The following is a 24,545-nucleotide window of genomic DNA, read 5'->3' on the forward strand; positions in this document are numbered from 1 at the left end:
AATATTTGGTAGCCGGCCAATCATTCAATGCTATCAGTTCCCTTTTTTAATCAGGTTGTCCAGCAAACTTCGCAATTCAGATTGTACCGGTTGAGGTGCGTCATAGTTTACAATATGGCCTGCCGGGTCGGCAACAATGTATGTTGGTGCCCACAATACCTTACAATACACAGCAAACAGGCTTGTGAAAGCAGCAGGTTCGATCAGTTTACAACCGCCGGGGTTGTGTTGCTTTACAGCTTTCTTCCAGGCATCAGCATCCTGATCTAATGACACGGAAACAAATTGAATAACGTTAGGGTCATATTGTTTTAACAGTTCATTCCAGGCAGGAATATTTTTAATACAGGGACTACACCAGCTCGCCCATACATCTATCAACACGTATTTACCCCTGAAAGTGGTGAAATCTACCATTTTCCCATTCATATCTTTCAGCTTGAATTCATGTATTGACCTGATACCGGTAAGTCGTTTACTGAACTCCTGGTCGACCAATGGGTATTTCATCCTGAATGCCTGGTCATCTGTCAAAGGATATATGTATTTCAATACCATATAGCCTAACCAACTATTTTTCACAGTATCAGCTAAAGCCGTATACAACAGCATCACCGAATCGACTGACATATTTCTGCATTGGTACCACAAAAGATATCCGCTCAAATACGATTCGGGATGCTTCGCCGCATAACCTATATCCAATTGTTTGCAAACTGCCCTGATAGAGTCAATTTGCCGGTACAGGGAATCAATTCGATTTGTAAAGAGCTGCTGGCCGGCTTGTCTTTCAAGCTTCCTTAGGGAAGCGGCGGTTTCCCTTCGTTGGTCTTGCGCTTCGATCAGCGAGGATTTGACACTATCCCATTGCTCCTTTTCGTACTGCGCGCGGGAGCCGTTGATGGTTGACTTTTTTACACCTTCAATTTTCGAGATATGAATGACGCCGGGTTCAAGTATAAACCTGATGATGCTTTGGTCATCCATATCCCGGTTCTTCGGGTTAGTCCAGATGAAAGCTTCACAGGCGCGCCTGACAGTGCCGGAAAAAGTAAATCGGCCGTGATCAAGCGTGATGGTATCGGCATGGTATTCATTGAATGCATCCCAATACCGTATAAAAACAATTCCGGTATCCTTACCGATCAGCTGGCCAAAAATCTGAAAACGGGAGTTAGCCCCATTCGCCTGGGGATAACATTTTATCATGGAGCAAACCAAACAGCAAAACAAAACAATGGGCAGGAAAGCCTTTTTTATCATTTTACAGGCAGGGAAATCAGGCAACATGAAAATTCGTGCAGCAATATGCATTGTGTGAAGTTAATATATGAATATTTGGATCTAAGGAGATGCAAATAAGGTAGCTTTCCATAACCAGGTAGTGTACGTTATTAAGTGTTGGTTTTTAATTTTTAACTCCATGCATATTGACAATGTCAATCGGGCAGGCTTTTGCTAAAGACTATTAGGGGGTAAACAGTTTCCAGTGTCCCTCAGAGACGACTTCCACGGTGCCGTCGGTCACTTTGATGGCGGTGTGATCGTCAATCAAATAGGACGGCACGGGTATCGTGGCGGCCAACTTTTCCAGGTTAGTCAGGGAGTTCTTCGGAAACCACTCATGATCCAGATGCGGATGAATTGCAAAATCAAGCAGTCCCAGCGATTTATCGCTTTCAGTTGGCAGCGTATGACTACCGTAGGTCGTTCCAAAGCGCGTCATCACCATACTCCCTGCGCTCAAGCCCACATAGACCGTCTTGTGCAGCAGCGACGGCAAGAGGTCTGCCAGTCCGGATTGCTGCATCCAGTAGGTCAGATACTGGCAATCGCCCCCACCAACCAGCAAGGCGTCAGTTTCCTGGAGCATGGGAACCCAAAGTTCTTGTTTGATGCTGGGCAGTGCGGTGAGCTCCAGCACTCCCAACGATTTCCAACCCATTTCGCAGAAGGGATCACCTATTGATCCGCGAATCATCCTTCGGGCTATGTCGGCACCACCGGGTATAGCATATATCGCGGTGGGTACGAAAAGGGCGCTCGCTTCAGCAATTGGTTTGCCCAGAAGGTCAACCAGCGCGCTGTGGATGCTCGGGTTGCTGATGCCGGCGGCAGTGAGAAGAAGCTTCATAATTTCTTTCTTTGATTGTAACGTTGCCCTGCTTGCCCCATGATACATTTTCAGCAGGTCAGTATTGCGAAAATGGAATAATAATATCTATTGAACAAGGGGCAAGTGCGACATATTATAGGGGAATTGCGCAATTGGGTAGGGTGGACTGGATTGCCTTCGGCGATCCTTAAAGGGGGAGTTAAACAACAAAGCCCTGGCTGTCGCCAGGGCTTTGTCTCTTTCGTCGGGTGGACTGGATTCGAACCAGCGACCCCTTGCACCCCATGCAAGTGCGCTACCGGGCTGCGCCACCACCCGAACTGACCTGTAAACCACAACTACCGGCTTCACCAGCAAGTAGTTAGGAATGGGGGTGCAAATGTAAAGCAAAAAATTATATTTCCCGAAATCAGACCGCTTTTAGTTCAAAAAATGTTGATTTTTAGCACCCATTCCCCCTATTTAGCCTGCCCATTCCTCCTCAACCAGTCAATTATGCCCTTTCTCCTCATGGAATCCCGCGCTTTTGGGCTCGCTGGCTCTAATCCAGCTACAGCTTCATTGTCCGATGAATACTACCGAATTTTGATTTTCAAGAGCCGTAAAATATAAAACTACAAGCGGCCTTACATAACCATTAAATAAAGAAATTTTATCGTCTGTCCCCATTTCTTCTAACTCTTTTTTTACTTCTATTGATAAGTTATCATATATTTTTGAAAAACCACCAAACGTTTCAATCTTGTTATCCTTTATCCATTTTGTTATTGCAGGAATTTCAGCACTGGAAAGAAATCCACCAATTCCTCCTACGCTAACACTTTTTTGGGCTTGTTCACCATAAAGCATTCTGTAAGGTATCGTATCTATATCGCCATAAGGATCTGTTGTATTTAAGAAAATGACGGCCAGGTCTCCTGCAATTTTATACAAGTCAACTTTGGTGTCTGCAGTCTTGGCAATTTGCGTTTCCAGGTCTTTTAAGTCGTCTAATTTTTCTGCCTTACCAACCCGGTAAAGATTAATGGATATTCCCATAGCTTTCGTTATTTGATTGTTGTTAGTTGACAAATATTCCAACAACAAAATACGAATCGTTTTACATATATGCTCACCTGCTTAATAAATGGCTATTGCTATATAGCAAATCATCTATTGCGCCAGCTTATACAACCCCAGTTCGGACAAGGCTGGATTAAGCCTGGATGACAGGATTTTCAACCGGATCTTCTTTGTTGTAATAGCATCAAAACGTAAAAGCCGCTTATACCCTACAGTAGTGCCTGCAGTGAATGGCTTCCACTGGGCGCCATCGAAGTATTCAGCACTGAATTTTTCTATACGCTGACCAACGGTAATGTTTTCCTGAAGGCTCAGGATGTTACAGGTAATTGCTGCGGGCAAAGTCAATTCAATGCTGGTAGTAGTATCATTGGACCGGGTGGTAAAATAAGTATTGTATTTACCATCGAGCAAGGCTTTTGTGTTCACTCCATTTTGCGCACTGATCGTGGCGCCTTTGGCCAGGTTGCGATCAAAAGTTTGCTGAATGAGTTGCCTGAACCCCTCGAGGCTGTTGACGTCAGGATCGGCCAGGAGGCCCCTTTTATCAGGCGGGATGTTTAACAGTAATACACTGTTGTAGCCGACAGAACTGAAATAGATGTCTACGAGCCTGCGGGGTGATTTTACTTTATCATCTTCTTTGGCATGATAAAACCAACCGGGGCGTATAGAAACATCTGTTTCGGCGGGGTACCATACGAGGCCTTTGGCCGTGCTGATCTTCTCGCGGCTGCCCAGATCCTGTGCTGTTTTATCGCCTGCGGGAGCAAAGGCCACCTCTTGTTGGGATTCATCGGCAATTTTCTGAAGCATGTTTTCATCGGCAGGCACCACGCTCCATTCCATTTCACGTCCTTTCCCCGATTCGGTGCCCACCCATCTTACATCAGGCCCCATGATGGCTATGGTAGCCGCGGGTTGTAGTTTGCGGATAACGCCGTAATACCTGTTGAAGTCGTATACCTGCTTTTTACCATTGGGGCCTTCACCGTTGGCGCCATCAAACCAGACCTCATCTACTGGTCCATATTGCGTGAGCAACTCGGTCAGTTGTTCCACAAAAAAATCATTGTAAGCATCTGTTCCATAGCTTGCAGCATTCCTGTCCCAGGGAGAAAGGTAAACACCAAAACCCACTTTGTATTTTTTGCAGGCTTCGGCTACTTCTTTCACCACATCACCCCTACCCTGTTTCCAGGGACTGCTTTTTACGGAATGGCTGGTTGTATTGGTAGGCCACAGGCAAAAGCCATCATGGTGTTTGGCTGTAATGATGACCTGCTTGAAGCCGGCGGCTTTCACTGTTTTCACCCATTGGGCAGCATCGAGCGCAGTGGGATTAAAGAGCTGAGGATCTTCTTTTCCGTTCCCCCATTCCCTATCCGTGAAGGTGTTGACCCCAAAATGAAAGAAGGTGGTCAATTCGAGTTGCTGCCAGCGCAACTGCCGGGGTGAAGGAACAATATTGGCGGCTTTGGCAATGATGTCTTTTTCTGTATCACCGGGATGGATGAGTACGTGGTTCTTTTTTTGTTGCGCTATACCTGCCTGAACCGATAGCAGGGCTACTGCTGCGAGAATCTTCGTATTCATATTCATGATAGATTTCAAGTTGCTTTATCGTGGTAAGGAATAAAAGGCCCCTGCTTAAAGGGGCCTTTGTGGGTTTCAAACCCTGTGCTAACTGCCTATGGAAAAGTAGTTTACCAGTTGGGATTTTGCGGCGCCAGCTTCGGATTTAAGGCCAGTTCCTGGGTGGGCAAAGGATATAAGTAATATTTATCATTCCATACCCTTGCGGTGATATTGGTATATACCCTGATGTAGTTGTTGGCATCGAGGGGTATCCCATTCACCTGCGCCGGCGGGTATTGGGCTTTCACATTGGGATGGAGTTTCATACCGAGAATAGTAGCGGGGTTCTCTATGAGTTTCCCGGCTTTCCAGCGCAGGAGATCATCGAAGCGGAAGCCATCACCCGCCAGTTCAATTTTCCTTTCGCGCCTGATCTCATCAATCAATACGGGCAGTGTGGGAAAGTCGGAATCGGGATCTTTTGTAAGGCCTGCAATGGTCATAGCAGGCATGCCTACCCTGCTACGCAATTTGGTGATGGTGTTGTCCAGCACTGCCTGATCGCATTCGCCCAGTTCGGCTTTTGCTTCGGCATAGTTGAGCAGCACTTCAGCGTAACGACAAAGAAAGAGGTCTAAGGTAGACTGGTTGGCATTCCATTGTGTGATGTCGGCAGAGCGGCCTTTGATGATCTGGTAGCCGGTGGTGGTCACATTGGTGCCTATCCTGGGCAGTGCAATGGTATCTCTCACGCCGGCCAGGCTTACCTGGAAGGTAAAACCACGGGTAGCGATCAACTGCGTAAAGCGCGGGTCCCGGTTTGTCCTTTCGGCATCCAATGAATCATCCCCTTTGTACAGGGGGCTTACAGCAACCGGCAGACCATCGGTGCAAAGAAAAGACTTGGCAAAGCTTTTACTCCAGCCGTTGTTGGATTCACCCACCTGCCTGGTAATGTTGTGCATCAAAACATCTTTGATATACCGCCTGGGCATGATGGCTTCTTTGTTGCTATTCAACTCTTCCACGATGAAGAGGTTGTAATAGTCTCTTGCCGGATTACCTGTGGTGTAAATATCATATTTGCCGGAAGTGATCACCGCTTCGGCGGCGTTGGCAGCTTCGCGTAAGGATTTGGTTTCATCACCGAGGACATGGTATTTTCGGAAGGTTCCTTCCCAGAGACATATCCTTGATTTAATAGCGAGGGCGGCATATTTGTGAAGGCGGTCGGCATCCACACCGGTAACCGTTTCAGGAAGATTGGCCACGGCAAAATCAAGATCGGCCAGTACAGAATCCATCACCTTTTTGTGCGGGTCTCTTGGGTTGTATAATTCGGGAGATTGGTCGTTCAGGTCTTTGCTTATCCAGGGCACATCACCGAAACGTTTTACTTTTTGCCAGTAGCTGATAGCCCTGAAGAGGCGGATTTCACCAGCATACCTGTTTTTCACGGCATCGTTTTCCGCCGCCCGTTGGTAGCGCTGCAGGAAGAAGTTCAACCCTCTTTCATTGGTCCATGTCCATCCGCCGCCCGAAGCAGGAACAATGACCTGGCCGCCGAGCAGGGGATCAATGTTCCTGGGCACCATAATATCGGAATTTTGGTCCAGGCTGAAGGATTGTGTGGTGAGCAGGCTGTAATAACGGTTGCAATAGAGCTTGAGGTCCGATTCATTTTTAAAGAAGGTGGGTTCACTGATCGCATCTTGCGGGAACCTGTCGAGGAAGTCTTCTTTTTTGCAGGAAGATACAAGGATGACTACTACCAGGAGTAGTTGTATATAGATTAGAGTAGTTCGCATGATCTTATTATTTGTAAGCATAATGGTATTGGTTAAAGGCCCAACTGCAGGCCAAAAGAGACCGCCCTGTTCAAGGGGTAATCCTGTCCGTTCAATACCTCGGGGTCAAAGGCCTTGTGCAGCTTCGTTATTTCAAACAGGTTTTGCGCCGTGAAGTATACCCGGGTAGATTTCAATTTTACTTTTTCCAGTAGTTGTCGAGGCAGGGTATATCCTACTGTGATCTGTTTCATCCGGGCATAAGCTGCATTTTGCAGGTATTTGGTTTGGGTTTGGAAATTACCACCACCACCAAATCGTAATCTCGGATAATAAGCATTGGTATTGTCAGGCCTCCAGGAGTCGGCATGGTGCTTCCAGGGAATGGACCACTCATCCGTATACCCCCAAAATGGACTGCCACTCAGCACAACGTCTCTTTTTAATAATCCTTGTATGAAAAGCGTCAGGTCAATTCCTTTCCAGGCAACGGAGAGGTTCAGGCCAAATTGGTACCGCGGGGTATTGTTGCCTATGACCCTCCTGTCGCCGGAAGAATCAACTGTTGATTTGCCAAAATCAACTTTGCCATCCTTATTCAGGTCGGTAAAGCGGATATCACCCGCCAGCCATTTACCGTTCCACAGGTTGGATTGATTGGCAGCCGCCGCTTCCGCATCGGTCTGGAAAAAGCCATCCGTCACAAAGCCCCATATCTCTCCAATGTTTTCACCCGGGTAGCGGCTACCAATTACTTTTTGTGGATTCAGGTCATATTTGGTGATCCTTGCTTTGTAATCGGACAGAACGAGGTTAACATCATAGGAAATGTCTTTATTGAGCACATCTTTCCAGCCAAGGCTCAGTTCCCATCCTTTGGTCTCCAGGTCGGCTGCATTCCTGTTGGGTGAGGTGGTACCCAATACAGCCGGAAGTGGCGTACCACCCACAATCATGTCTTTTGTGGCCCTTATGTACCAATCAAAGCCAAGCGTCAACCTGTTTTTGAAGAAGGCGGCATCGAGTCCAAAGTTTTGGGTAGTTACTTTTTCCCAGCTAAAATCGGGGCTGATCAAACCGGGCACACCTACAAATACGCCCAACTGGTTGGTAAATACATGGGCTACTGTTCCCACCGGCATGGTGGCCAGGTACGGATAATTGCCCAATACATCCCCGGCCTGGTTGCCCAGCGTGCCCCAGGAGGCCCTTAATTTCAGGTCGTCTACTATACCGAGTAAGGGATCAAAGAATTTTTCTTTTGATATTCTCCAACCGGCAGAAACAGAGGGCAGGAAGGTGTATCTTTTTCCTCTTGGGAAACGGGAGGTACCATCATACCGGCCATTCACTTCCAACAGGTATTTTCCATCATAGGCATAGTTGACCCTGAAGAAGGTGCCGTTCAAGGCCCATTCGCCGGCACTTCCGCCAACGGTGGGCAGGTTATCGCTATTGAGGTTGATAGCCGGAACGGTTTGATCGATCAGGTTTTTGGCAGAGGCAGTATAGCTTTTAAACTGCTTTAGTTCCTGGTTGTAACCTACGGTTGCTTTTACATAATGCCGTTGTGCAAAAGTGTTTTCGTAATCGGCATACGCATTCAGGGCCTGGTAGTAATCATTGTTATTGACTTCTATAACCCTGCTGGGCGTTGTCCAGGGGAAAGTACCCAGCAATACACCATTCACACCATATTCTTTGTACTCCTTGTAGTGTTGGGTATAGTTGCGGTTATACCCATTCCAGGTATAATCGGCGGTCACCCTTACATGATTAAATGGTCTTATTACAAAACCTCCGGTAAGCCAGAGATCATTGGCCACTTCTTTGATCCTCCCATTAAGATTGGCTAGCGCTACCATATTGGTATAACTTCCCTGGCCGGAGTAATGGCCATCGGGATGATAAACGGGCATGGTAGGTCGAAGGTCGCCGGATATCCAACCAGTGGATAACCCGCCATGACTGGCTACGTTGGGTTTGTTGCTTTGCGTACGGTTGAGACTCATTCTAAAGTTCAGGTCGAGCCATGTCGTTGCTTCTGTATTTAATTTTAAACCGGCATTATACCTTTCTACTTTTTCGTTACCGATCTTCAGCAGCCCCTTCTGGTTAAAATAACCCAGGGAAGCCACATAGGCGGTTTTGCCCTGGCCTCCTGAAAGTGATAGGTTATGGTCCATCATGGGCGCCCATCCGGGATATAGTTCTTTGATCCAATCGGTGTTGCCTACATACCGGTATTTGGAGGGATTGCCGGGATCAACATATACAGGCAGGTTGTTGACAGGATCGTTAAAGAATTTTGCGATGTTGGTGGAATCCTCCAAGGTAACCGCTTCACCCGCCCGGGTTCCGCCTGAAATGCTTCCTGTATAGTCGGCCTCGCGGTGCATAGCTGCATATTGCAGGGAGTTGGCATATTCCGGCATGCGGGTAGGCCTGGTGAAGGTATAGGAGGTGGAATAGCTGATGCGCAGGGGCGCATTCCTCTTAGGATTTTTGGTGGTGATGAGTATAACGCCGTAAGCTGCCCTGACACCGTAGATGGCTGCTGAAGCTGCATCTTTTAATACGGTTACATTTTCAACGTCGGCAGGATTGATGAGGTTAGGATCCATCTGTACGCCATCAACAAGCACCAGTGGGCCACCACCATTGAGGGAGGTAGTACCCCTTATGTTATAAGTAGCTCCCCTACCCGGCGAACCATTGCCCAGTGTAATATTCAGGTTGGGAAGGAAACCCTGTAACCCTTGTCCGAGGTTTACGATGGGCCTGCTTTTCAACACATCGCCATCTACAGAAGCGACAGCACCGGTGAGGTTAACTTTCTTTTGGGTACCGTATCCAACCACTACCACTTCTTCTACTTTGCCATCGTCCCTTTTAAGGGTTATCCTGAGTTCACCGGATTGGGAAGTCGGCATTTCCATACTTTGGTAGCCAACAAAGGAAATGAGGAGGACAGCTTCCTGGTCGGGTACTTCCAGTAAAAAGTTGCCATTGTCATCGGAGGAAGTTCCTTTATTGGAGCCTTTTATTTTTATGGAGGCGCCGGATAAGGGATTGCCTTGCTCATCCACTATTTTACCTTTCACAATAATAACGGGTGGTAGCGGTTTGCTGTTGGCAAAAGTCTTTGCGGCCTGTGGGAGATCGATTACAACCGGCTTTATCACGATGCGGCCATTTATCACAGCATAGGTAACCTGCTCTTTTTGAAAACAGCGCTCCAACACTTCCAATACAGGCCTGTTCTCTACCTGGAAGGTTACCCTGCCCGCTTTTTCCAGGAGGGCTTCATCTATGAGTAGATCGAGGCCGGTTGATTTTTGTATTTGTAACAGTACTTTTTTTACAGGTTCATTTCTGACGCGGAGGGTTACTGTTTGGCCTTCGGTCCTGGCGGCCACCTGTAAAACAGTGGCGAGTAAAATGATTGCAGACAATTTCATGACCCTTAGCAGTTTTTTGGTACAATGTCTTCCCCACCAGCTATGGCGGGAGACAATAGCAGTTAATTGCATACTTTTGCCTTGTTTAGGTTTGTTAATAAAAAGGTTCGACGCCTTTATTAATTTATCTGACCAGGCTCCTGTTACAGCAGGAGCTTTTTTTATCCGGCTTTTACAATGAGTTTTCTGCCCTCTATGCTGTAGATAATTTCATTATCCCTGAGCATTTCAAGCACTTGTTTTAAAGTATTGTTGCGGTTCACTACCCCGAAAAACTTCCGGTTTTTCACGGGGCCTTCATAAATGATCTCTACGTTGTACCAACGGGCAAATTGCCGCAGGATGGCTTTCAGGTCGGCACTTTCAAAATGAAAGACGCCTTCCTTCCAGGCGATGACCTCCTCTATGTTGATATGCTTATCCATTTCCAGGTGGCCGTCTCCGGTGAATAATGATTGCTGACCGGGAGCGAGAATACGTGAGCGTTGGGGCGTGGTCACTTTCACAGCGCCTTCTACCAGGGTGGTTTTAATGGCGGGCTCATCGGGGTAAGCATTTATATTGAATTCGGTACCCAATGCCCGGACATCCATGCCATTGACCGACGCAATAAATGGCCGGGCGCGGTCTTTTGCTACTTTAAAAAAGGCTTCGCCGGCAATTTCCACTCTTCTTTCCCGGCCGGTGAAGGCAACGGGAAAGCGAACGGAAGAAGCGGCATTGAGCCAAACACGGCTTCCATCTGCCAGGGTGAGTGAATAGGTTTCGCCTTTTGCGGTTGACAGGGTGTTGTATACCATATCACTTTGACCTGGCTGTTGAATGCCGTGGTAAGTAACCTGTCCGTTTTTGTAATCTACCTGTGTACTACCCTGCAGGACTAACTGCCCTTTTGTGGTACTATCCAGGAGGATCTTCCTGCCATCACTGAGGGTTAATACAGCCTTGTTTTGCCCGGGCCGCACATCCTGGGGGACAGGCACCACGGTGACCTCTTTTTTCGTCCCCTGCTGCCTGGCAATCAATATCCAGGCGGCTGCGAGGAACAACAGCAATACTGCCGCGGCAGCCGCAAAGCGCCCCGCATTGGCCATAAAGCTTCTTCGACCTTGTGCCCGTGGAGCAATCTTCTTTTCCGAAGCCAGGATGTGTTGCAGGCTACTTTCCAGCCTGGCCTTTACTGCCTCGTCTATCTGGCCGGTGGGATATTGACGGCTCAACTGCTCCAATACCTGGCGCTCCACCACCTCTTTTTGCTCCTGCTCGTTAAGCCAGGCCATTATCAGGTCCACTTCCTGTGGAGAACATTGGTTATTGATCAGCTTTTCAAACAGGCGCTGATAATCGGGTTGTTGCTTTTCCACTATGCATACGTATTATTTCCGGAAGACGTAGAACCGGGAAAAATGGGGGGATGAAGCTGACTTTTTTTCAGCTTTCTTTAAAAATAACACCGTGGAGCATATTAATGCGCCTCACTCATGGCAGCCAGGAGCAGGACCAGCAGGGCATCCGGGTGACTTTGAAAGTATGACTTGAGTGTGTGCCGGGCCTTGGTCAGGTATTCTTTCACCGTAAAGGGAGAAATGCCCAGTTCGGAGGCGGCTGCCTTGTAAGAAAACCCCTCCATTTTACATAGCTGGTAGACCTTTTTTTGCTGCGGGGGCAATGTATCGAGGGCTTTTTGCAATACAACGATTTTTTCGCTGTAGGTTAATTGCTCTTCAATGTGGGAATAATTCTCCGTGGCTATCGCTTTAAAATGGTTGAATAGCCGCCTGTCGCGCTGTAGTTTCCGGTAGAAGTCTATGACCTGGTTTTGTCCTGCCTTGTGCAGGTAGGCGGCAAAGCTGGTTTCGATGGTCAATTCATGTCTTTTATGCCAGATGCGGGTAAAAATTTCCTGGACCATTTCTTCGGCTACCTGGCTGATTTTCACCAATCGAAGGATGCCGGCGTATAAGGATTCACTGTGGTGGCGGTACAAGGCAGTGAATGCGGCGGGGTCGCCAGCTTTGAGTTGACGCAGCAAGGCATTTTCATCATAAAGCAAGTCGGGCCTCATCGCAGTTATTGAAGTGTCCCCACAAAAGGAATCAGGTAATCAAAACTGCGTTATTTTTTACAGATTATTCTATTATTCTTTTAAAGATGTGCAAACATTTGAGCAAGCGGGGATTAAAAGCTTGATCGTTTCCACAGCCAGTTTTTTCAAGCATCCGCATTCATACAACAAATCCAGACTTAGGCATTACTCCACCTAAGCCCTTAGTACACTCATCCTTAGCCGTACCTAATTTAAGATTTATTTTATATATATTAAATACTTATTATTCAAATAATACAGAGATATTCCAGATTTATAGGAGGTGGTATATCTCTGGAATATCTCTGCTTTATATGTGGAGTATCTCTGGATTATCCTACTTACTACTGGCGAGCTAATATAAGATTATCAGGCGTTTAGGATTTTGAAGGCCTGAATGGGGACAACATGGTAATACCTGAAAGGAAAGCCCAGGCTCCGGAAAACACGGCAGGGTGACCCAATCTTTTTATTTTGCAGCCCTATGGCAAGCGAACAAAAAAGCATACTCATCATTAATGGCTCCATCAGGGGCACAGAAGGCAACTGCTGGGCGCTTTCAACAATGGCCGCCAGCTACCTGCGCACCAACCTGCATACCGCAGCTTCCATTTTTACGCTCACCGATCCCAAACCTCCCATCCCGGAAGTGTATGAGATGATCAACGATCATGATGGATTGCTGGTCGTTACCGGTGCGTACTGGAATAACTGGAGCTCTTCCTTGCAGCGGTTCATTGAAGTAGTTACCGCTTTTGAAAATTCCCCGGCCTTCTTCGGCAAGCCTGTTGCCTGCGCAGTGACCATGGATTCTGTAGGCGGTATAGAAGTAGCAGCGAGGATACATGCTATATTTTCCGGACTGGGTTGCTGGAGCCCGCCCTGCTCCACCGTAGTGTTATCGAGAGTTGGTCAGGAAGCCATTACTGCTTCCAAAGGACGGGAAGACAATCCTAATGATGACGTCTGGTGCCGGGAGGACCTGCATATTGTTTTGCAGAACCTGGTAACAGCCACTTCATTCCCGCGCGAAGCGTGGATCTCCTGGCCACATATCGGGCTGAAGGTCCCGGACCAGCCATGGCCGGAACAGGGGCCATTGAACATGAACACACCAAAATTTCTGTAAAGCGGCTGTTATTTTTACCGCGCATACTCCTGCACCTGGCCCAGCAGGTCCATGGATTTCAAAACCGGGTCCCACTCCCTTCCGCTGAAGATCAGGCGAAACCACTTTTTATCCCTGTTGGCATACCGGATATTGCGGAATAACCATACCGCCAGGAAGGTGAATGCCAGGGTGATCAGTACCTGCAGGATGAGCAGGGCAATATTCCCATGTTTAAATGTGGCGACGGTCAGGTAAAAAGTAGTCCAGAAAGGCAACTGCAGGAAAAGCAGTCGCGCTACCCATAAGGTGGACGATTTTAAACGGGCGATCTTTTCCTGCGTGGCCAGGATCGGCTCATTCACATCTGCCTGGTGGATGAGAATGAGCTGATACAGGTAAATACCGATGGCCAGTTTGTTGAGCAAAGCGATGGCGGCGGCTGAAACCAGGAAGAAGGGGCTGGCTACGGAAAACAGGCCAATGATCAATACATCAATAAAGCCTACCCATATAATGCCCAGGATTACCGTAAAGATCTTCCAGGGTGTCATGGAAGATAAAAACGACTGCACCTTGAGCCGGGTGATGTCTGCGGCATTTTGCCTGTTGAGCGACAGGTTTTCTTCCAGCTTCCTGTCGTACAATTTCCAAAGATTCATCATTTCTGTGTCTTGCATGGCTATACTATTTTACGGTTGAAAATTTTTGTTGTAATTGTTGTTTTATCCTGGCCACCCTGGTAGAAACATTCGTTGCCGTTAATCCCAGTATCTTACCTATCTCCTGCTGGCTATTCCCTTCGAGGTACAGGATGATGATGGCCCGGTCAATTTCCCGGAGCTCCCTGATAAACCGGTGCAGGTGGTCCAGGTCGGCATCCCTGGCGGCGGCCACACTCCCATCATCCAGGTAAAGAATATCATCGGGTAAAGGGTGATTGATCGCATGCCTGCGGTTTTCCCTGCTGTAAAATGAGATGGACACATTCAGTGCAATCCTGTACATCCAGGTTGTCAGCTTATACGTTTCGTCATACTTATGAAAAGACAGCCATAGCTGAATAATGATCTCCTGGATAAGGTCCTTCCTGCTCTCCTCATTTTTGCAATAAGCATTGGCCACCTTATAAATAATGCCTTTGTTGGATGCTATGACCGCCAGAAAGGCTTCTGTATCTCTTTTCAATGCAACCTGTTTTAGAATTGTTGCTTAATTATTCTCCCGGACAATCAAAATATCACAGTTTCGCCCCTATTTTTTATAAAAATACTTCCCCCAAAGGATATGGGTTGCCGGTAATTGATTGATTACCAAATTGTCACTGCGGCACCCATTTTCAGTTCAAAAAGCTAACCTATGCCAGCTTTTTAATATATTTTTTATCCATAAGACTGAATTAAGCCTTATATTTAATTGCAAAATACCTTGTCATACCTGGAAAAGCATGGGTATCCGCTTTTCTGCTCCGTATGATCTTTCTGATGTATAGCAACTTTCAATTGGTTAACAGTTCTCTCCTGATAGTAGCACCAAGGCATTGATGCCCCGGCTCCCCTTTTGCAGGTTGGGTTACAACACCACCCCTTTTTACCAGCACCCATACCAGGGAGTCAGATGATTTTAATTAAACAGTATGGATCAGATACAAACCCTCTTTAATGCCGCACCTGATGCTGTTATTGTCATTGATGAAGCAGGCAATATTGTAAACTGGAATCCACGGGCAGAAGCACTCTTCGGATGGACGGCTCCGGAGGTCATGGGAAAACCCTTGAATGATACCATTATACCCCATCGTTACCGGGCAGCACACCGGGAAGGGCTGAAGCGCTTTTTGCAAACAGGAGAAGCCAAAGTACTGGGGCGCACCATCGAGATCCAGGCTATTAACAAGTCAGCAAGAGAATTTGATGTGGCCCTAAGCATTGCGCCTTCCCTTTCTAATGGCAAACATATTTTCATTGGCTTTATCCGGGATATCACCCTGCAAAAAAAAGCTGAACAGGAAGTCATGCAATTAAATACCGCCCTGGAGCAGCGGGTGGCAGAGCGCACGCATGAATTATATAAAAGCGAACAAAAATACCGCCACCTGTTTGAAAACAATCCCATGCCCATGTGGGTTATTGACATTGCCACGTTCCGCTTCCTGGATGTAAATGAAGCAGCCATTGCCCATTATGGTTACAGCCGGCAGGAATTCCTGTCTATGACAGCCATCGACATCCGCCCTCCACAGGAAGTGGAGGTCTTCAAACAGGCCCATCATCCTCCTTCTATCAATCCCGGTCAATACAACCGGGGCCTATGGAAGCACCGGAAGAAAGACGGGACCATCATTGATGTGGAAATCATTGCCCATGATATAAACTTTGAAGGTATCACCGCCCGCATGATCCTGTCGAATGACGTAACAGCCCGGATCAGGGCAGAGGAAGCTTTACGCGAAAGCCAGCAATTGCTCATGGCGATTGTTGACAATTCAGAAGCCGTCATTTATGTAAAGAAGCTGGATGGACGGTACCTGATGGTAAACCACCGTTTCCGCGAGATTTTTAAGCTCACCAATGAGGACATTATAGGCAAAACCGATTATGATCTTTTCCCCCGGGAAGTAGCCAGCGCCTTACGGCAAGTGGATGAACAGGCTGCCGTATCCGATCATCCGCTCACAGAGGAAGAAATAGTTCCCCAGGAAGATGGGATGCACACCTATATATCCGTAAAAAGCAAATTGCCCGACGCCACTGGTCAACCACATGCCACGTTTGGTATTTCTACCGACATTACAAAGCTGAAAGCAGTAGAAGCAGAATTGTACAAACTGAATGAAGAACTGGAGCTCCGGGTAGAGCAACGCACTACCCAACTGGAAGCCGTTAACAGGGAACTGGAAGCCTTTAGTTATTCTGTGTCGCACGACCTGCGGGCGCCCCTGCGCGGTATTATTGGCTTTACCACGATGCTGGAAGAAGACTATAGCTCGCAGCTCGATGAGGAAGCTAAGCGCATTACGTCCGTTATTAAGGACAATACCTTAAAGATGGGTCACCTCATTGATGGCCTGCTCACTTTTTCCCGTATGACCCGCCAGGATATTGTAAAGACCCATATTGATACCGGCAAAATGGTGCATGATATCATAGAAACCCTAAGGCCCGGCAAGGCAGTTGACTGGAATATACAGCCTTTGCCTTCTGTAAAAGGCGACTTTAATACGCTTCGCCAGGTATGGATCAATCTTCTTTCAAATGCGGTCAAATATTCCGGTAATAAAGAATATCCGCGGGTAGAAATAGGAAGCTTTACAGAAAACGGGCAAACCGTTTTCTTCGTAAAGGATAATGGCGTAGGGTTTGATAATAAATATAAGGACAAACTATTCCGGGTATTTCAGCGGTTACACAGTTATGATGAGTTTGAAGGTACCGGCGTAGGGCTTGCCCTGGTAGAAAAAATTATTTCCAAGCATGGCGGAAAAGTATGGGCTGATGCAGTGATCAATGAGGAGGCTACTTTTTACTTTTCCCTGCCCACTGATTCTATGAACTAATACCTAAATTGATATGAATCCAAATTCTGTGGACCTACTACTTGTAGAAGACAATAGCTATGATGCAGAACTGGCTATACGGGAATTAAAAAAGCACCGCATCGCCAACAATCTTATGCACCTGAAGGATGGGGAACAGGCACTGGAATTCCTCTTCGGCACTGGCCAATTTGAAGGCGTGCGGGATGCCATACACCAGCCCAAACTGGTATTGCTGGATATTCAAATGCCTAAGGTAAACGGCATCCAGGTACTGGAGATCATCCGGTCGGATGAACGTACCAAATCAACCCCCGTTGTGATACTCACCTCTTCCAAGGAAGACCCCGATATACAAAGCTGCTATGCGCTGGGCGTGAACAGTTATATTGTAAAGCCTGTTAATTTTGAAGGTTTCTCAGAAGCCATCCGCAACCTTGGTTTTTACTGGTTATTATTGAATCAACCACCTGTATAAAGAATAGTTATGACCGATCCATTGAAAATATTGATGCTTGAAGACAGCAGTACCGATGCTGAGATCGTACAATGGCAACTACGAAAAGAAAAAATGGCTTTTGAATTCAGGCTGGCGATGAACAAAGAAGACTTTCTGAAAGACCTGGACCAATATGATCCGCATGTGATCCTGGCCGACAATTCACTACCCCAGTTCAGCGCCAGCGAAGCCTTGAAGATGGTACGGAAAAAACATCCGCATACCCCCTTTATTATGGTTACCGGCAGCGTATCGGAAGAATTTGCGGCAGACATTATCAAACTTGGAGCAGATGATTATATTATAAAAGACAGGCCCGCCAGGTTACCGGCAGCCATTGAAGCAGCCATCAAACAACAATCGTCCAGGAAGGAAAAACAGGATGCGCTTGAAGAGATCAGGGTTTCCAATGAGCGGTTCCAAACCTTATCCAGGGCCACCAAGGATGCTGTGTGGGACTGGAACCTGGTGACAGACCAGGTATGGTGGAATGAAAACTTCTACCATATGGTGGGCTATGATCCGCAGCAGCCTGTTCCCAATGCTTATGAGTGGACAAAACGCATACATCCCGCCGACGCAGAACGGGTGATTGACAGGTTGAAGAGAATAAAGAACAATGACATTGACGACTGGGAAGAGGAATTCAGGTTTCAGTTGACTGATGGCACTTATGGCACCTTACTCGACAGGGCTTATGTGATGAAAGATGCTGCCGGCAAAGCAGTCAGGGCCATCGGTGCACTGGTAGACATTACGGAACAAAAGCGCCTGACACAGGAAATGTTGTCCAGCAAAATTGAACAACAAAAAGAAATTACCCGCGCCATCCTGCAAACGCAGGAAATGGAGCGTAATACACTGGGCAGGGAATTGCACGACAATATTAACCAGATCCTGGCCTCAGTGGCCCTAAAGCTGGAATATTACCTGGAAGAGAACGCCGGCAATACGAAAGACCTGGGTATTATTGTAAACTGCCGCGATAGCTTGCAGAAGGCCATACAAGAGGCCCGTAACCTCTCCCACCACATGGTCATGCCGCGTTTTTCAGAAAGGAGCTTGCAGGATGAGCTCAGGCAGCTCATAGAAAACTACAACTACCGGCAACTGGTGGAACTGGAGTTGAGTGACATGCAGGAACCTTACCTGACCTCCTCCCTGAAAGAAACCGTGTACCGCATCGTACAGGAACAGCTCAGCAATATTTATAAGCATGCCAAGGCCGATGAGATCGGCATCAACATCAGCAATGATGAGCAGCAGGTTACCTTAGTGATCAGGGACAATGGCGTTGGTTTCGATATGAAGCAAAAAAGCAAGGGCATCGGCATCAGCAATATCTTTAACCGGGTGGAATCCTGTAACGGGACCGCTGAAATTATTTCCGCGCCCGGGAAAGGCTGTATGCTGCAGGTGAAGATACCCATAGAAGGATAAAAAGGTGTTTTTCCCGTTTACCTGCCAGAACTTTGGTCGTAGCTTACAGGTCAAGAAAAAATATTCCTTATATGAACCAGGAAATTCCAATTCCAGTCACTCCTTCTACAGACAAGGATCTGGAAGATAAAAAAATAGAAGAGCTGACCGCGAAAACCTGGTTCAGGATCAAATGGGTATTATGGATAGGTGTGCTGGTTGTTTTTATCACCAGCCTGAATAACCCCGGCAGTGGCTTGACGGCCTTTCCCAATCTCCTGGCAAGGATCGGTTGCGGGATCTTATTAGGAGGCGCCAGCCTGGCAGCGGGAGGATTCCTGGGATTTATATTTGGTATACCCAGTTTATTGCAAAACCAAAATGTTAACCAGGAAAAGGCTACTACCTTTAAATACAATGACAACCTGGTCCAGATCAGCGATTGGCTCACTAAGATCATTGTGGGTGTAGGACTTACGCAATTAAATAAGATCCCGGCCAAAGTTGGGCAATTGGGTGACCATTTGAAGGAAAGTTTCGGCGGGGAAGTATGGGGCAGGAATGCCTCTTTATTTATTACTTTTTACTTCCTGCTTTTTGGATTCCTGATCATTTACTTTTGGACAAGGACCGACTTCACCACCATCATGAAAAAGACTGATGATGACATTAATGAAGTAAAAAAAGAAAACGCGCAGATCAAAGAGGAAATTAAAGATGTAAAAGAAGAAAATGAACTGGTAAAAACAGAAATCAAACAGGTAAAAGCAGAAAATGAACAGGTAAAAGACACTATTATAACCAGTAAATCAAAAGAAGAGATAGACAAGAATGAGCACGCCAGCGATGTTACGTCTTTGCCTGTGCTGGAAAATACGATGCCCGACCCGCTTAAACAGGCATTGGCTGACTTAACGATAAAAGTTAAAGAAGAGCTGGCCAAAAGACCTGTAACGGACACGGAGGATTTACAGAAAAACCGTTGGGGGGGTGTACCTATCAAAAGCAACAAAAAGATCAGTGCAGAGGTGGTACCTAATAGCTGGCAGGATTTTTATGATGTAAAAATAACGGTAGCTGATACCAATACCGGCCGGTTAGAAACACCCGTAGCCATATTTATTCATGATACGTACAAGTACCCCGACAATGTCATCTATGTTAATCCTGATGCAAGTGGCGTTGCAAGTCTCACGCTGATCGCTTATGAAGCCTTTACGATAGGCGCCTTGCTTCCTGACGGCACCGATCTTGAGCTTGATCTGAATACTCAACCTGGTTCTCCAAAGGGGTTCTATTATCCGGTAGATAAAAAATAAATCAGCCGGTTTACTTACCGGGCAAGGCTTCCAGTATTTTACCGATCATATCGCCCATGTACCTGTTCTCTATCCATCGTACAACAGCCACCAGGTCGTGCTCAGGGTCTACGTATATGAAATTGGTGCCATTACCAATGTGGATGAAGGCGGTGACCGGGGCTTTGGCGGCCATTTTATGGTCTGTATTCAGGAACCAGTTCATATAACCATAAGTTGGTTGGGCACTGGTAGGTGTGAGTGCCTGTTTTACCCACTGCTCCGACAGCAGTTGCGTCCCGTTCCAGTTGCCTTTGTGCAGTGTAAGCAATCCAAAGCGCCCCATATCCCAGGCATTGATGTACATGCCGCCACCCCAGTGGCCACCTCCACTTACCGATTGTACAGGTGCACCATCCAGCACAATCCAGGCATTGTGGTAACCCATCCAGCGCCAGGTATTGGAAGCGCCTATGGGATCCATGATATGCGTTTTAAGTACCTGTGGCAGGGGCTGCCTCCACACACTGGTAGCAGCCAAGGCCAGCGCATTCACGCGCACATCATTGTACTTCCATACGGTACCAGGTTCATGGCGGCGGCGTGTTTGCCAGGTGCGGAAGTTACTGTCCGGCCTATCGGCCCAGTCGGGCTTGCCCCATAAAGTGCCTTCCCAGTCGCTCGTTTGTCGCAGCATCACCTCCCAGGTGAGCCGGCGATTATGCGCAGAGGCGAAAGGAGTAATTACTTCCGTAGCGGCCCCTGGATGGTATATTTCAATGGGAGGAACATAAGCGGCTACCGTATCATTGACGCTTTTGATGAGGCCACGATCAACAGCGAGGCCTACTACAGATGAGAGAAAACTCTTGGTTACGCTATTGGTAATATCCACCTGTGATGGCTGTCCCCATTCCGCCACGACATAACCTTTATAAATGATCAGTCCGCAGGGATCACCACGGTCAACCAATGTGCCCACGGGATCGCTGTAAGGCTCCCGGCCAAAGGATTGCCGTTGAGCTGAATCCATGTTGCGGGATTGCCTGGATTCATGACTCCATGCGTAGGCGATGGCAGCGTCAATCATTGCCTGACTTAACCCCAATGAAGCCGGGCTGCGATGTTCCCAGGCGCCCTTCGGCGGGAAATAAGGTTTGGTCGTTTTTTGTGCAAAGCCCGCTTTTACAACCAGTAGCAGGAGAAGGTAAAAAAGGAAACGTTGTTTCATGTGCTTCAAACTAAATTTTTGTAAACCAGGCAGAAATATACTCCTTTCCTTTCAAAACAGGAGGCTATATGGATAAATGCAGAAGGCTATGAGCAGAGTCATTAAGGATTATTTTAAAGGTTGGAAAAACAATGCTATATTTGCAACTGAAATATAGTTGCAAATAAGACTCCTCATCCTTTTTTCACCCTAATTTTTTTGCTATGCGTGCAGTCAAAATTAACCGACGATTCAAAACTGTTTGTAATGTCAAAGACAGAAAAATTACTGCTTCGCCTGCTATCTGTACCCCGGGACTTTACCTGGGATGAGCTTATTAAGATCCTAAATCATTTTGGATTCTTTGAATTAAAAAAAGGAAAGACCGGTGGCTCAAGAAGGAAATTTGCAGATGCCGAACAGAATGTGATTATCCTGCACAAGCCACACCCGGGGAACATTGTTAAAACATATGCACTCATCCAGGTAATTGACCTGTTAACAGAAAAAGGATATATAAAGAATGAATGACATCTTACAATACAAGGATTACTATGCATCAGTGCACTTTAGTGCTGAAGACGAGGTGTTTTTTGGAAAGATCCTTGGCATTGATGATCTGGTGAATTTTGAAGGCGCCTCTGTGAAAGAACTTAAAAAGGCTTTTCATGTAGCTGTTGAGGATTATTTAGAGACCTGTAAGGAGATGGGTAAAGAACCCAACAAAACCTACAAAGGGTCCTTTAACGTACGGATACCAACAGCCTTACATAAGGAAGCAGCCGTGTTTGCTTCCATTCTCAATATTTCACTCAATGATTTTGTGAAAACTGCCATTAATTATGCTTTGCTGCATAAAGACGATTTAAACAAAAGGATCAATACAGATCTTGGTTAATGCATCAGCTTAGCTATCCTTAAATAAAAAGGGCGAGTAGACACTCCCCCTTTGTTTGATTTCGATTGCTAAATTATAACACCAATGTTTAGTGCATCGTAAAAACGATGGCAACGCGATCATTCTTTTATTAACTTCCGGGTGATCACCTTGTCACCCTTAATAATATTGATAAAGTACACACCTGCTGTAATACCATTCAGCTCCAGGGTATGCCGGTTGCTCTTGGCCTGCGCTTTATAAATCACTTTTCCTGTTATATCACTTAATGATACCACTGCCAACTTAAAATCGCCAGGTATCACAACAGTTACTTTCTTCTGTGCCGGATTGGGATAGGTAATGAGGTCGCTATTTACGTCATCCGTGCTTTTTTCCGGTTGTACTTCCGCCGGTGTTGTTCCGGTACGCGCTCCAGGATTGCTGACCTGCACCAACTGCCAATGCTGGTTTTTCGTGTTGTTATAGGTCCACTGATGAATATTGGCTCCATTGGTAAGAGAAGCGCCATCCACATCCACAGATTTGCCGCTGTGTACGGGCGTTATCCGGTAGAAGCCGCCGCCTGCATTGGTAAAGGTGAATTTCTGGTTATTACCACCCGTAGATTGCCAGATATGGATATTGGCCCCGTCGGCCGTGCTGTTGCCACTTACATCGAGGTTCTTACCACTGCCCACTCCTACCAACGTATATTGATTACTGCCTGTATTGGTAAGCGTCCATTGCTGGCAGGCGCAATCATTGGCCGGCCATTGCCGTACATCGGAACCATTGGCCGTGCCATTATTGGCCACTTCCATTGACTGACCACTGTGCCGGGCAAATATTTTATAGGTGCCATTAACCGGGCCTGCGACAGGCAACGGGTCACGGGTAAAGGTTAAGGAACCAAATCCCAACTGGTCAAATCCCCCGCTATTGGGGCCATAGTTACCGCCACCACCTTCGGGGCGGTGCAAGGTGGCATACGCCGCCATACCGGGTACAGAGAGGCCCATCCTGTTTGCATAATGGTTGTACAGCATTTCCCACACCGGGCGCAGATTGCCCCTGCCGGCTTCTGCTATAACCGTCTGGGACATTTGCGCACAGTTCTGCCCCGTCCCCCAGGTATAGGTGGTATAGGGAACTGTATTGCCTATGTTGTATTGGGCTACATACTCCGCTCCTTTCATGAAGCGGTTGTTATCATAACCATACATATCATCGCCCTGGTTCCAGGCCATCTCACAAAAAGCGCCCATCAATCCCATGCCGAGCGTGGCATGCCCCTGGTCGCGACCGCTTTCCTGCCACTGACCCAGGGTGGATGAATGCAGGTACCATACCGCCTTTGTTATCGCACCATTGCCTGCCCCTGTTTTAAAATAATTAATGGCACGGTTGTACAGGTCGCGCCGGTCGCACAGTACACCAATGGCCAGGATGGAAGCCATGTTGCACAGGTCCCAGTTGGCCCAGTAATTGGTAATGCAGGCATCATTGTGGTTGGTAAGAAACTGTTCATTGAGCGGATAAAATTCATTTAGCATCATGTCTTTGAAGCGGGTAAAATCGGCAGCCGCCCATCCACTGTAGGTACGCATGATCTCTGCGGCATTGGCAAACTCATAACCATAAATGCCGGCGGCCAGGAACCGGTCGGCATTACCGGTTACCTGTTGTAAGGTAGACGACCAGGCATTCATGATGGCGATGGACTTGTTGGCATAAGCTACATCGCCGGTGATCTTCCAGCGGAGCGCTGTTTGATAGGCAGCGGCGATATCATTGTAGAGGATGCCATAGTTCTGTCCGGTGCCGCCTCTAATTACTGTATCCTGTGGGTTAGGATTATAGGTAAGCTGTGAACGGCTATTGGCCACCAATAGGTCCCAACTGCCTTTCCAGGGCTGGGCATTGGCATTGACCTTAACACGCATACGGGCAAAGTCGGCTTCCGTATGCAATAAGCCGGGATGTACAAAAGGCTGGGCCGTTAATGATGTTGTGAGTGTGCAAGACAGGAGCAGCAGGATGCTGCCCATGAAATGAGTGGTAGTGAATTTCATAATGACAAGTTTAATGAGTGTATTGAATAAAGGCAACGAGGTAAGGAATGTTTTTTTACGCTATGCCTCGTTGCCTTTATGCCTGGATGCCTTCTTACTGCTTAATAATCTTTTTGGTATTGATGTGGATGCCGTTGCTGACCTTGATGAAATAAACACCATTGGGCAATCCCTGTAAGGAAATTTCCTGTACAGGTTTGGTCAGGGGCTGGGCCCTGAAAAACTGACCGTTGATGCCGGTTATTTCAAGCATGGCCTGCTTTGCCAGTTTGTCAACACTGATGAACAGGTTGGTGGAAGCAGGATTGGGATACATCATTATTTTCATAGCATTAGCATTGGATAGTGCTGTATTTTAAAAATAGCTATGGAAATGAATTTGACCGGGGGTATAAATGACCAAAAAAGGGGGGCATTTTGAATGGCGAGTGAAG

At 47.1% G+C, this 24,545-nt stretch carries 20 protein-coding genes and 1 tRNA gene; 7 read left to right on the forward strand and 14 right to left on the reverse strand.

The genetic code is table 11. From position 1 onward, the window contains the following. Positions 1-33: 33 nt before the first annotated feature. The 9 genes from HB364_RS32195 to HB364_RS32235 form a co-directional block, all read right to left on the reverse strand. Positions 34-1,209 carry a TlpA disulfide reductase family protein gene (locus HB364_RS32195; RefSeq protein ID WP_167292565.1) on the reverse strand — a complete coding sequence of 392 codons (1,176 nt, stop codon included), beginning with the start codon at positions 1,207-1,209 and terminating at the stop codon, positions 34-36. Positions 1,210-1,468: 259 nt separating this feature from the next. Next, positions 1,469-2,134 (reverse strand): Type 1 glutamine amidotransferase-like domain-containing protein, encoded by a 666-nt coding sequence (locus tag HB364_RS32200; RefSeq protein WP_167292566.1) that lies wholly within the window; start codon positions 2,132-2,134, stop codon positions 1,469-1,471. A 226-nt stretch (positions 2,135-2,360) separates the two neighbouring features. Then, positions 2,361-2,434 (reverse strand) — tRNA-Pro (locus tag HB364_RS32205). 240 nt (positions 2,435-2,674) lie between these two features. Then, the gene (locus HB364_RS32210; RefSeq protein ID WP_167292567.1) at positions 2,675-3,154 is read right to left on the reverse strand and encodes a hypothetical protein; all 480 of its coding nucleotides are present in this window, start codon (positions 3,152-3,154) and stop codon (positions 2,675-2,677) included. A gap of 114 nt (positions 3,155-3,268) precedes the next feature. Next, entirely contained in the window at positions 3,269-4,774 is a 1,506-nt protein-coding gene (locus HB364_RS32215; protein WP_246228679.1) for an alpha-L-fucosidase, read from the reverse strand. Positions 4,775-4,884: 110 nt separating this feature from the next. Next, the gene (locus tag HB364_RS32220; RefSeq protein WP_167292569.1) at positions 4,885-6,564 is read right to left on the reverse strand and encodes a RagB/SusD family nutrient uptake outer membrane protein; all 1,680 of its coding nucleotides are present in this window, start codon (positions 6,562-6,564) and stop codon (positions 4,885-4,887) included. 32 nt (positions 6,565-6,596) lie between these two features. Next, positions 6,597-10,004: a SusC/RagA family TonB-linked outer membrane protein gene (locus HB364_RS32225; protein WP_167292570.1), complete on the reverse strand. Its 3,408-nt coding sequence runs from the start codon at positions 10,002-10,004 to the stop codon at positions 6,597-6,599. 161 nt (positions 10,005-10,165) lie between these two features. Continuing rightward, complete coding sequence (locus HB364_RS33595; protein WP_167292571.1) at positions 10,166-11,368, reverse strand: FecR family protein; 1,203 nt, start codon at positions 11,366-11,368, stop codon at positions 10,166-10,168. Between the two features lie 101 nt (positions 11,369-11,469). After that, entirely contained in the window at positions 11,470-12,069 is a 600-nt protein-coding gene (locus HB364_RS32235) for an RNA polymerase sigma factor (protein WP_167292572.1), read from the reverse strand. A gap of 505 nt (positions 12,070-12,574) precedes the next feature. Here HB364_RS32235 and HB364_RS32240 point away from each other — a divergent pair. Continuing rightward, complete coding sequence (locus HB364_RS32240) at positions 12,575-13,219, forward strand: NAD(P)H-dependent oxidoreductase (protein ID WP_167292573.1); 645 nt, start codon at positions 12,575-12,577, stop codon at positions 13,217-13,219. 14 nt (positions 13,220-13,233) lie between these two features. Here HB364_RS32240 and HB364_RS32245 read toward each other — a convergent pair whose 3' ends face one another. Together HB364_RS32245 and HB364_RS32250 are read right to left on the reverse strand one after the other, a co-directional pair. Beyond that, positions 13,234-13,878: a hypothetical protein gene (locus HB364_RS32245; RefSeq protein ID WP_167292574.1), complete on the reverse strand. Its 645-nt coding sequence runs from the start codon at positions 13,876-13,878 to the stop codon at positions 13,234-13,236. A 7-nt stretch (positions 13,879-13,885) separates the two neighbouring features. Further along, positions 13,886-14,386, reverse strand: a complete 501-nt coding sequence (locus tag HB364_RS32250; RefSeq protein WP_208420176.1) for an RNA polymerase sigma factor — start codon at positions 14,384-14,386, stop codon at positions 13,886-13,888. A gap of 448 nt (positions 14,387-14,834) precedes the next feature. On the opposite strand from HB364_RS32250, the gene HB364_RS32255 reads away from it, so the two are divergent. The 4 genes from HB364_RS32255 (at position 14,835) to HB364_RS32270 (ending at position 19,970) form a co-directional block, all read left to right on the forward strand. Beyond that, a complete protein-coding gene (locus HB364_RS32255; RefSeq protein ID WP_167292575.1) occupies positions 14,835-16,754 on the forward strand; it encodes a PAS domain-containing sensor histidine kinase in 1,920 nt (639 codons plus the stop codon). A 13-nt stretch (positions 16,755-16,767) separates the two neighbouring features. Beyond that, positions 16,768-17,211, forward strand: coding sequence for a response regulator (locus HB364_RS32260; RefSeq protein WP_167292576.1), 444 nt, complete (start codon positions 16,768-16,770; stop codon positions 17,209-17,211). Positions 17,212-17,220: 9 nt separating this feature from the next. Then, the gene (locus HB364_RS32265) at positions 17,221-18,672 is read left to right on the forward strand and encodes a hybrid sensor histidine kinase/response regulator (RefSeq protein ID WP_167292577.1); all 1,452 of its coding nucleotides are present in this window, start codon (positions 17,221-17,223) and stop codon (positions 18,670-18,672) included. A gap of 71 nt (positions 18,673-18,743) precedes the next feature. Beyond that, the gene (locus HB364_RS32270) at positions 18,744-19,970 is read left to right on the forward strand and encodes a pYEATS domain-containing protein (protein ID WP_167292578.1); all 1,227 of its coding nucleotides are present in this window, start codon (positions 18,744-18,746) and stop codon (positions 19,968-19,970) included. 10 nt (positions 19,971-19,980) lie between these two features. On the opposite strand, the gene HB364_RS32275 is transcribed toward HB364_RS32270, so the two are convergent. Next, positions 19,981-21,180, reverse strand: coding sequence for a serine hydrolase domain-containing protein (locus HB364_RS32275; RefSeq protein WP_167292579.1), 1,200 nt, complete (start codon positions 21,178-21,180; stop codon positions 19,981-19,983). Between the two features lie 246 nt (positions 21,181-21,426). Here HB364_RS32275 and HB364_RS32280 point away from each other — a divergent pair, with 246 nt between their 5' ends. Together HB364_RS32280 and HB364_RS32285 are read left to right on the forward strand one after the other, a co-directional pair. Next, positions 21,427-21,690, forward strand: coding sequence for a type II toxin-antitoxin system HicA family toxin (locus HB364_RS32280; RefSeq protein WP_167292580.1), 264 nt, complete (start codon positions 21,427-21,429; stop codon positions 21,688-21,690). Then, entirely contained in the window at positions 21,683-22,057 is a 375-nt protein-coding gene (locus tag HB364_RS32285) for a type II toxin-antitoxin system HicB family antitoxin (RefSeq protein WP_167292581.1), read from the forward strand. Before HB364_RS32280 ends, HB364_RS32285 begins: the two co-directional genes overlap by 8 nt. Before the next feature lie 119 nt (positions 22,058-22,176). Here HB364_RS32285 and HB364_RS32290 read toward each other — a convergent pair whose 3' ends face one another. Together HB364_RS32290 and HB364_RS32295 are read right to left on the reverse strand one after the other, a co-directional pair. Further along, entirely contained in the window at positions 22,177-24,111 is a 1,935-nt protein-coding gene (locus HB364_RS32290) for an RICIN domain-containing protein (RefSeq protein WP_167292582.1), read from the reverse strand. A 94-nt stretch (positions 24,112-24,205) separates the two neighbouring features. After that, positions 24,206-24,439, reverse strand: a complete 234-nt coding sequence (locus HB364_RS32295) for a T9SS type A sorting domain-containing protein (protein ID WP_167292583.1) — start codon at positions 24,437-24,439, stop codon at positions 24,206-24,208. Positions 24,440-24,545: the final 106 nt, after the last annotated feature.

The sequence above is a fragment of the Paraflavitalea devenefica genome (assembly GCF_011759375.1).
Taxonomy (GTDB): domain Bacteria; phylum Bacteroidota; class Bacteroidia; order Chitinophagales; family Chitinophagaceae; genus Paraflavitalea; species Paraflavitalea devenefica.

What these genes read in the sequence shown, in the direction of transcription:
- HB364_RS32290 (WP_167292582.1), bottom strand. Translation starts at nt 24,111, where the DNA reads ATGAAATTCACTACCACTCATTTCATGGGCAGCATCCTGCTGCTCCTG.
- HB364_RS32195 (WP_167292565.1), bottom strand. Translation starts at nt 1,209, where the DNA reads ATGATAAAATGTTATCCCCAGGCGAATGGGGCTAACTCCCGTTTTCAG.
- HB364_RS32215 (WP_246228679.1), bottom strand. Translation starts at nt 4,774, where the DNA reads ATGAATACGAAGATTCTCGCAGCAGTAGCCCTGCTATCGGTTCAGGCA.
- HB364_RS32265 (WP_167292577.1), top strand. Translation starts at nt 17,221, where the DNA reads ATGACCGATCCATTGAAAATATTGATGCTTGAAGACAGCAGTACCGAT.
- HB364_RS32260 (WP_167292576.1), top strand. Translation starts at nt 16,768, where the DNA reads ATGAATCCAAATTCTGTGGACCTACTACTTGTAGAAGACAATAGCTAT.
- HB364_RS32275 (WP_167292579.1), bottom strand. Translation starts at nt 21,180, where the DNA reads ATGAAACAACGTTTCCTTTTTTACCTTCTCCTGCTACTGGTTGTAAAA.
- HB364_RS32280 (WP_167292580.1), top strand. Translation starts at nt 21,427, where the DNA reads ATGTCAAAGACAGAAAAATTACTGCTTCGCCTGCTATCTGTACCCCGG.
- HB364_RS32220 (WP_167292569.1), bottom strand. Translation starts at nt 6,564, where the DNA reads ATGCGAACTACTCTAATCTATATACAACTACTCCTGGTAGTAGTCATC.
- HB364_RS32285 (WP_167292581.1), top strand. Translation starts at nt 21,683, where the DNA reads ATGAATGACATCTTACAATACAAGGATTACTATGCATCAGTGCACTTT.
- HB364_RS32235 (WP_167292572.1), bottom strand. Translation starts at nt 12,069, where the DNA reads ATGAGGCCCGACTTGCTTTATGATGAAAATGCCTTGCTGCGTCAACTC.
- HB364_RS32255 (WP_167292575.1), top strand. Translation starts at nt 14,835, where the DNA reads ATGGATCAGATACAAACCCTCTTTAATGCCGCACCTGATGCTGTTATT.
- HB364_RS32200 (WP_167292566.1), bottom strand. Translation starts at nt 2,134, where the DNA reads ATGAAGCTTCTTCTCACTGCCGCCGGCATCAGCAACCCGAGCATCCAC.
- HB364_RS32270 (WP_167292578.1), top strand. Translation starts at nt 18,744, where the DNA reads ATGAACCAGGAAATTCCAATTCCAGTCACTCCTTCTACAGACAAGGAT.
- HB364_RS32240 (WP_167292573.1), top strand. Translation starts at nt 12,575, where the DNA reads ATGGCAAGCGAACAAAAAAGCATACTCATCATTAATGGCTCCATCAGG.
- HB364_RS32245 (WP_167292574.1), bottom strand. Translation starts at nt 13,878, where the DNA reads ATGCAAGACACAGAAATGATGAATCTTTGGAAATTGTACGACAGGAAG.
- HB364_RS32295 (WP_167292583.1), bottom strand. Translation starts at nt 24,439, where the DNA reads ATGAAAATAATGATGTATCCCAATCCTGCTTCCACCAACCTGTTCATC.
- HB364_RS32225 (WP_167292570.1), bottom strand. Translation starts at nt 10,004, where the DNA reads ATGAAATTGTCTGCAATCATTTTACTCGCCACTGTTTTACAGGTGGCC.
- HB364_RS32210 (WP_167292567.1), bottom strand. Translation starts at nt 3,154, where the DNA reads ATGGGAATATCCATTAATCTTTACCGGGTTGGTAAGGCAGAAAAATTA.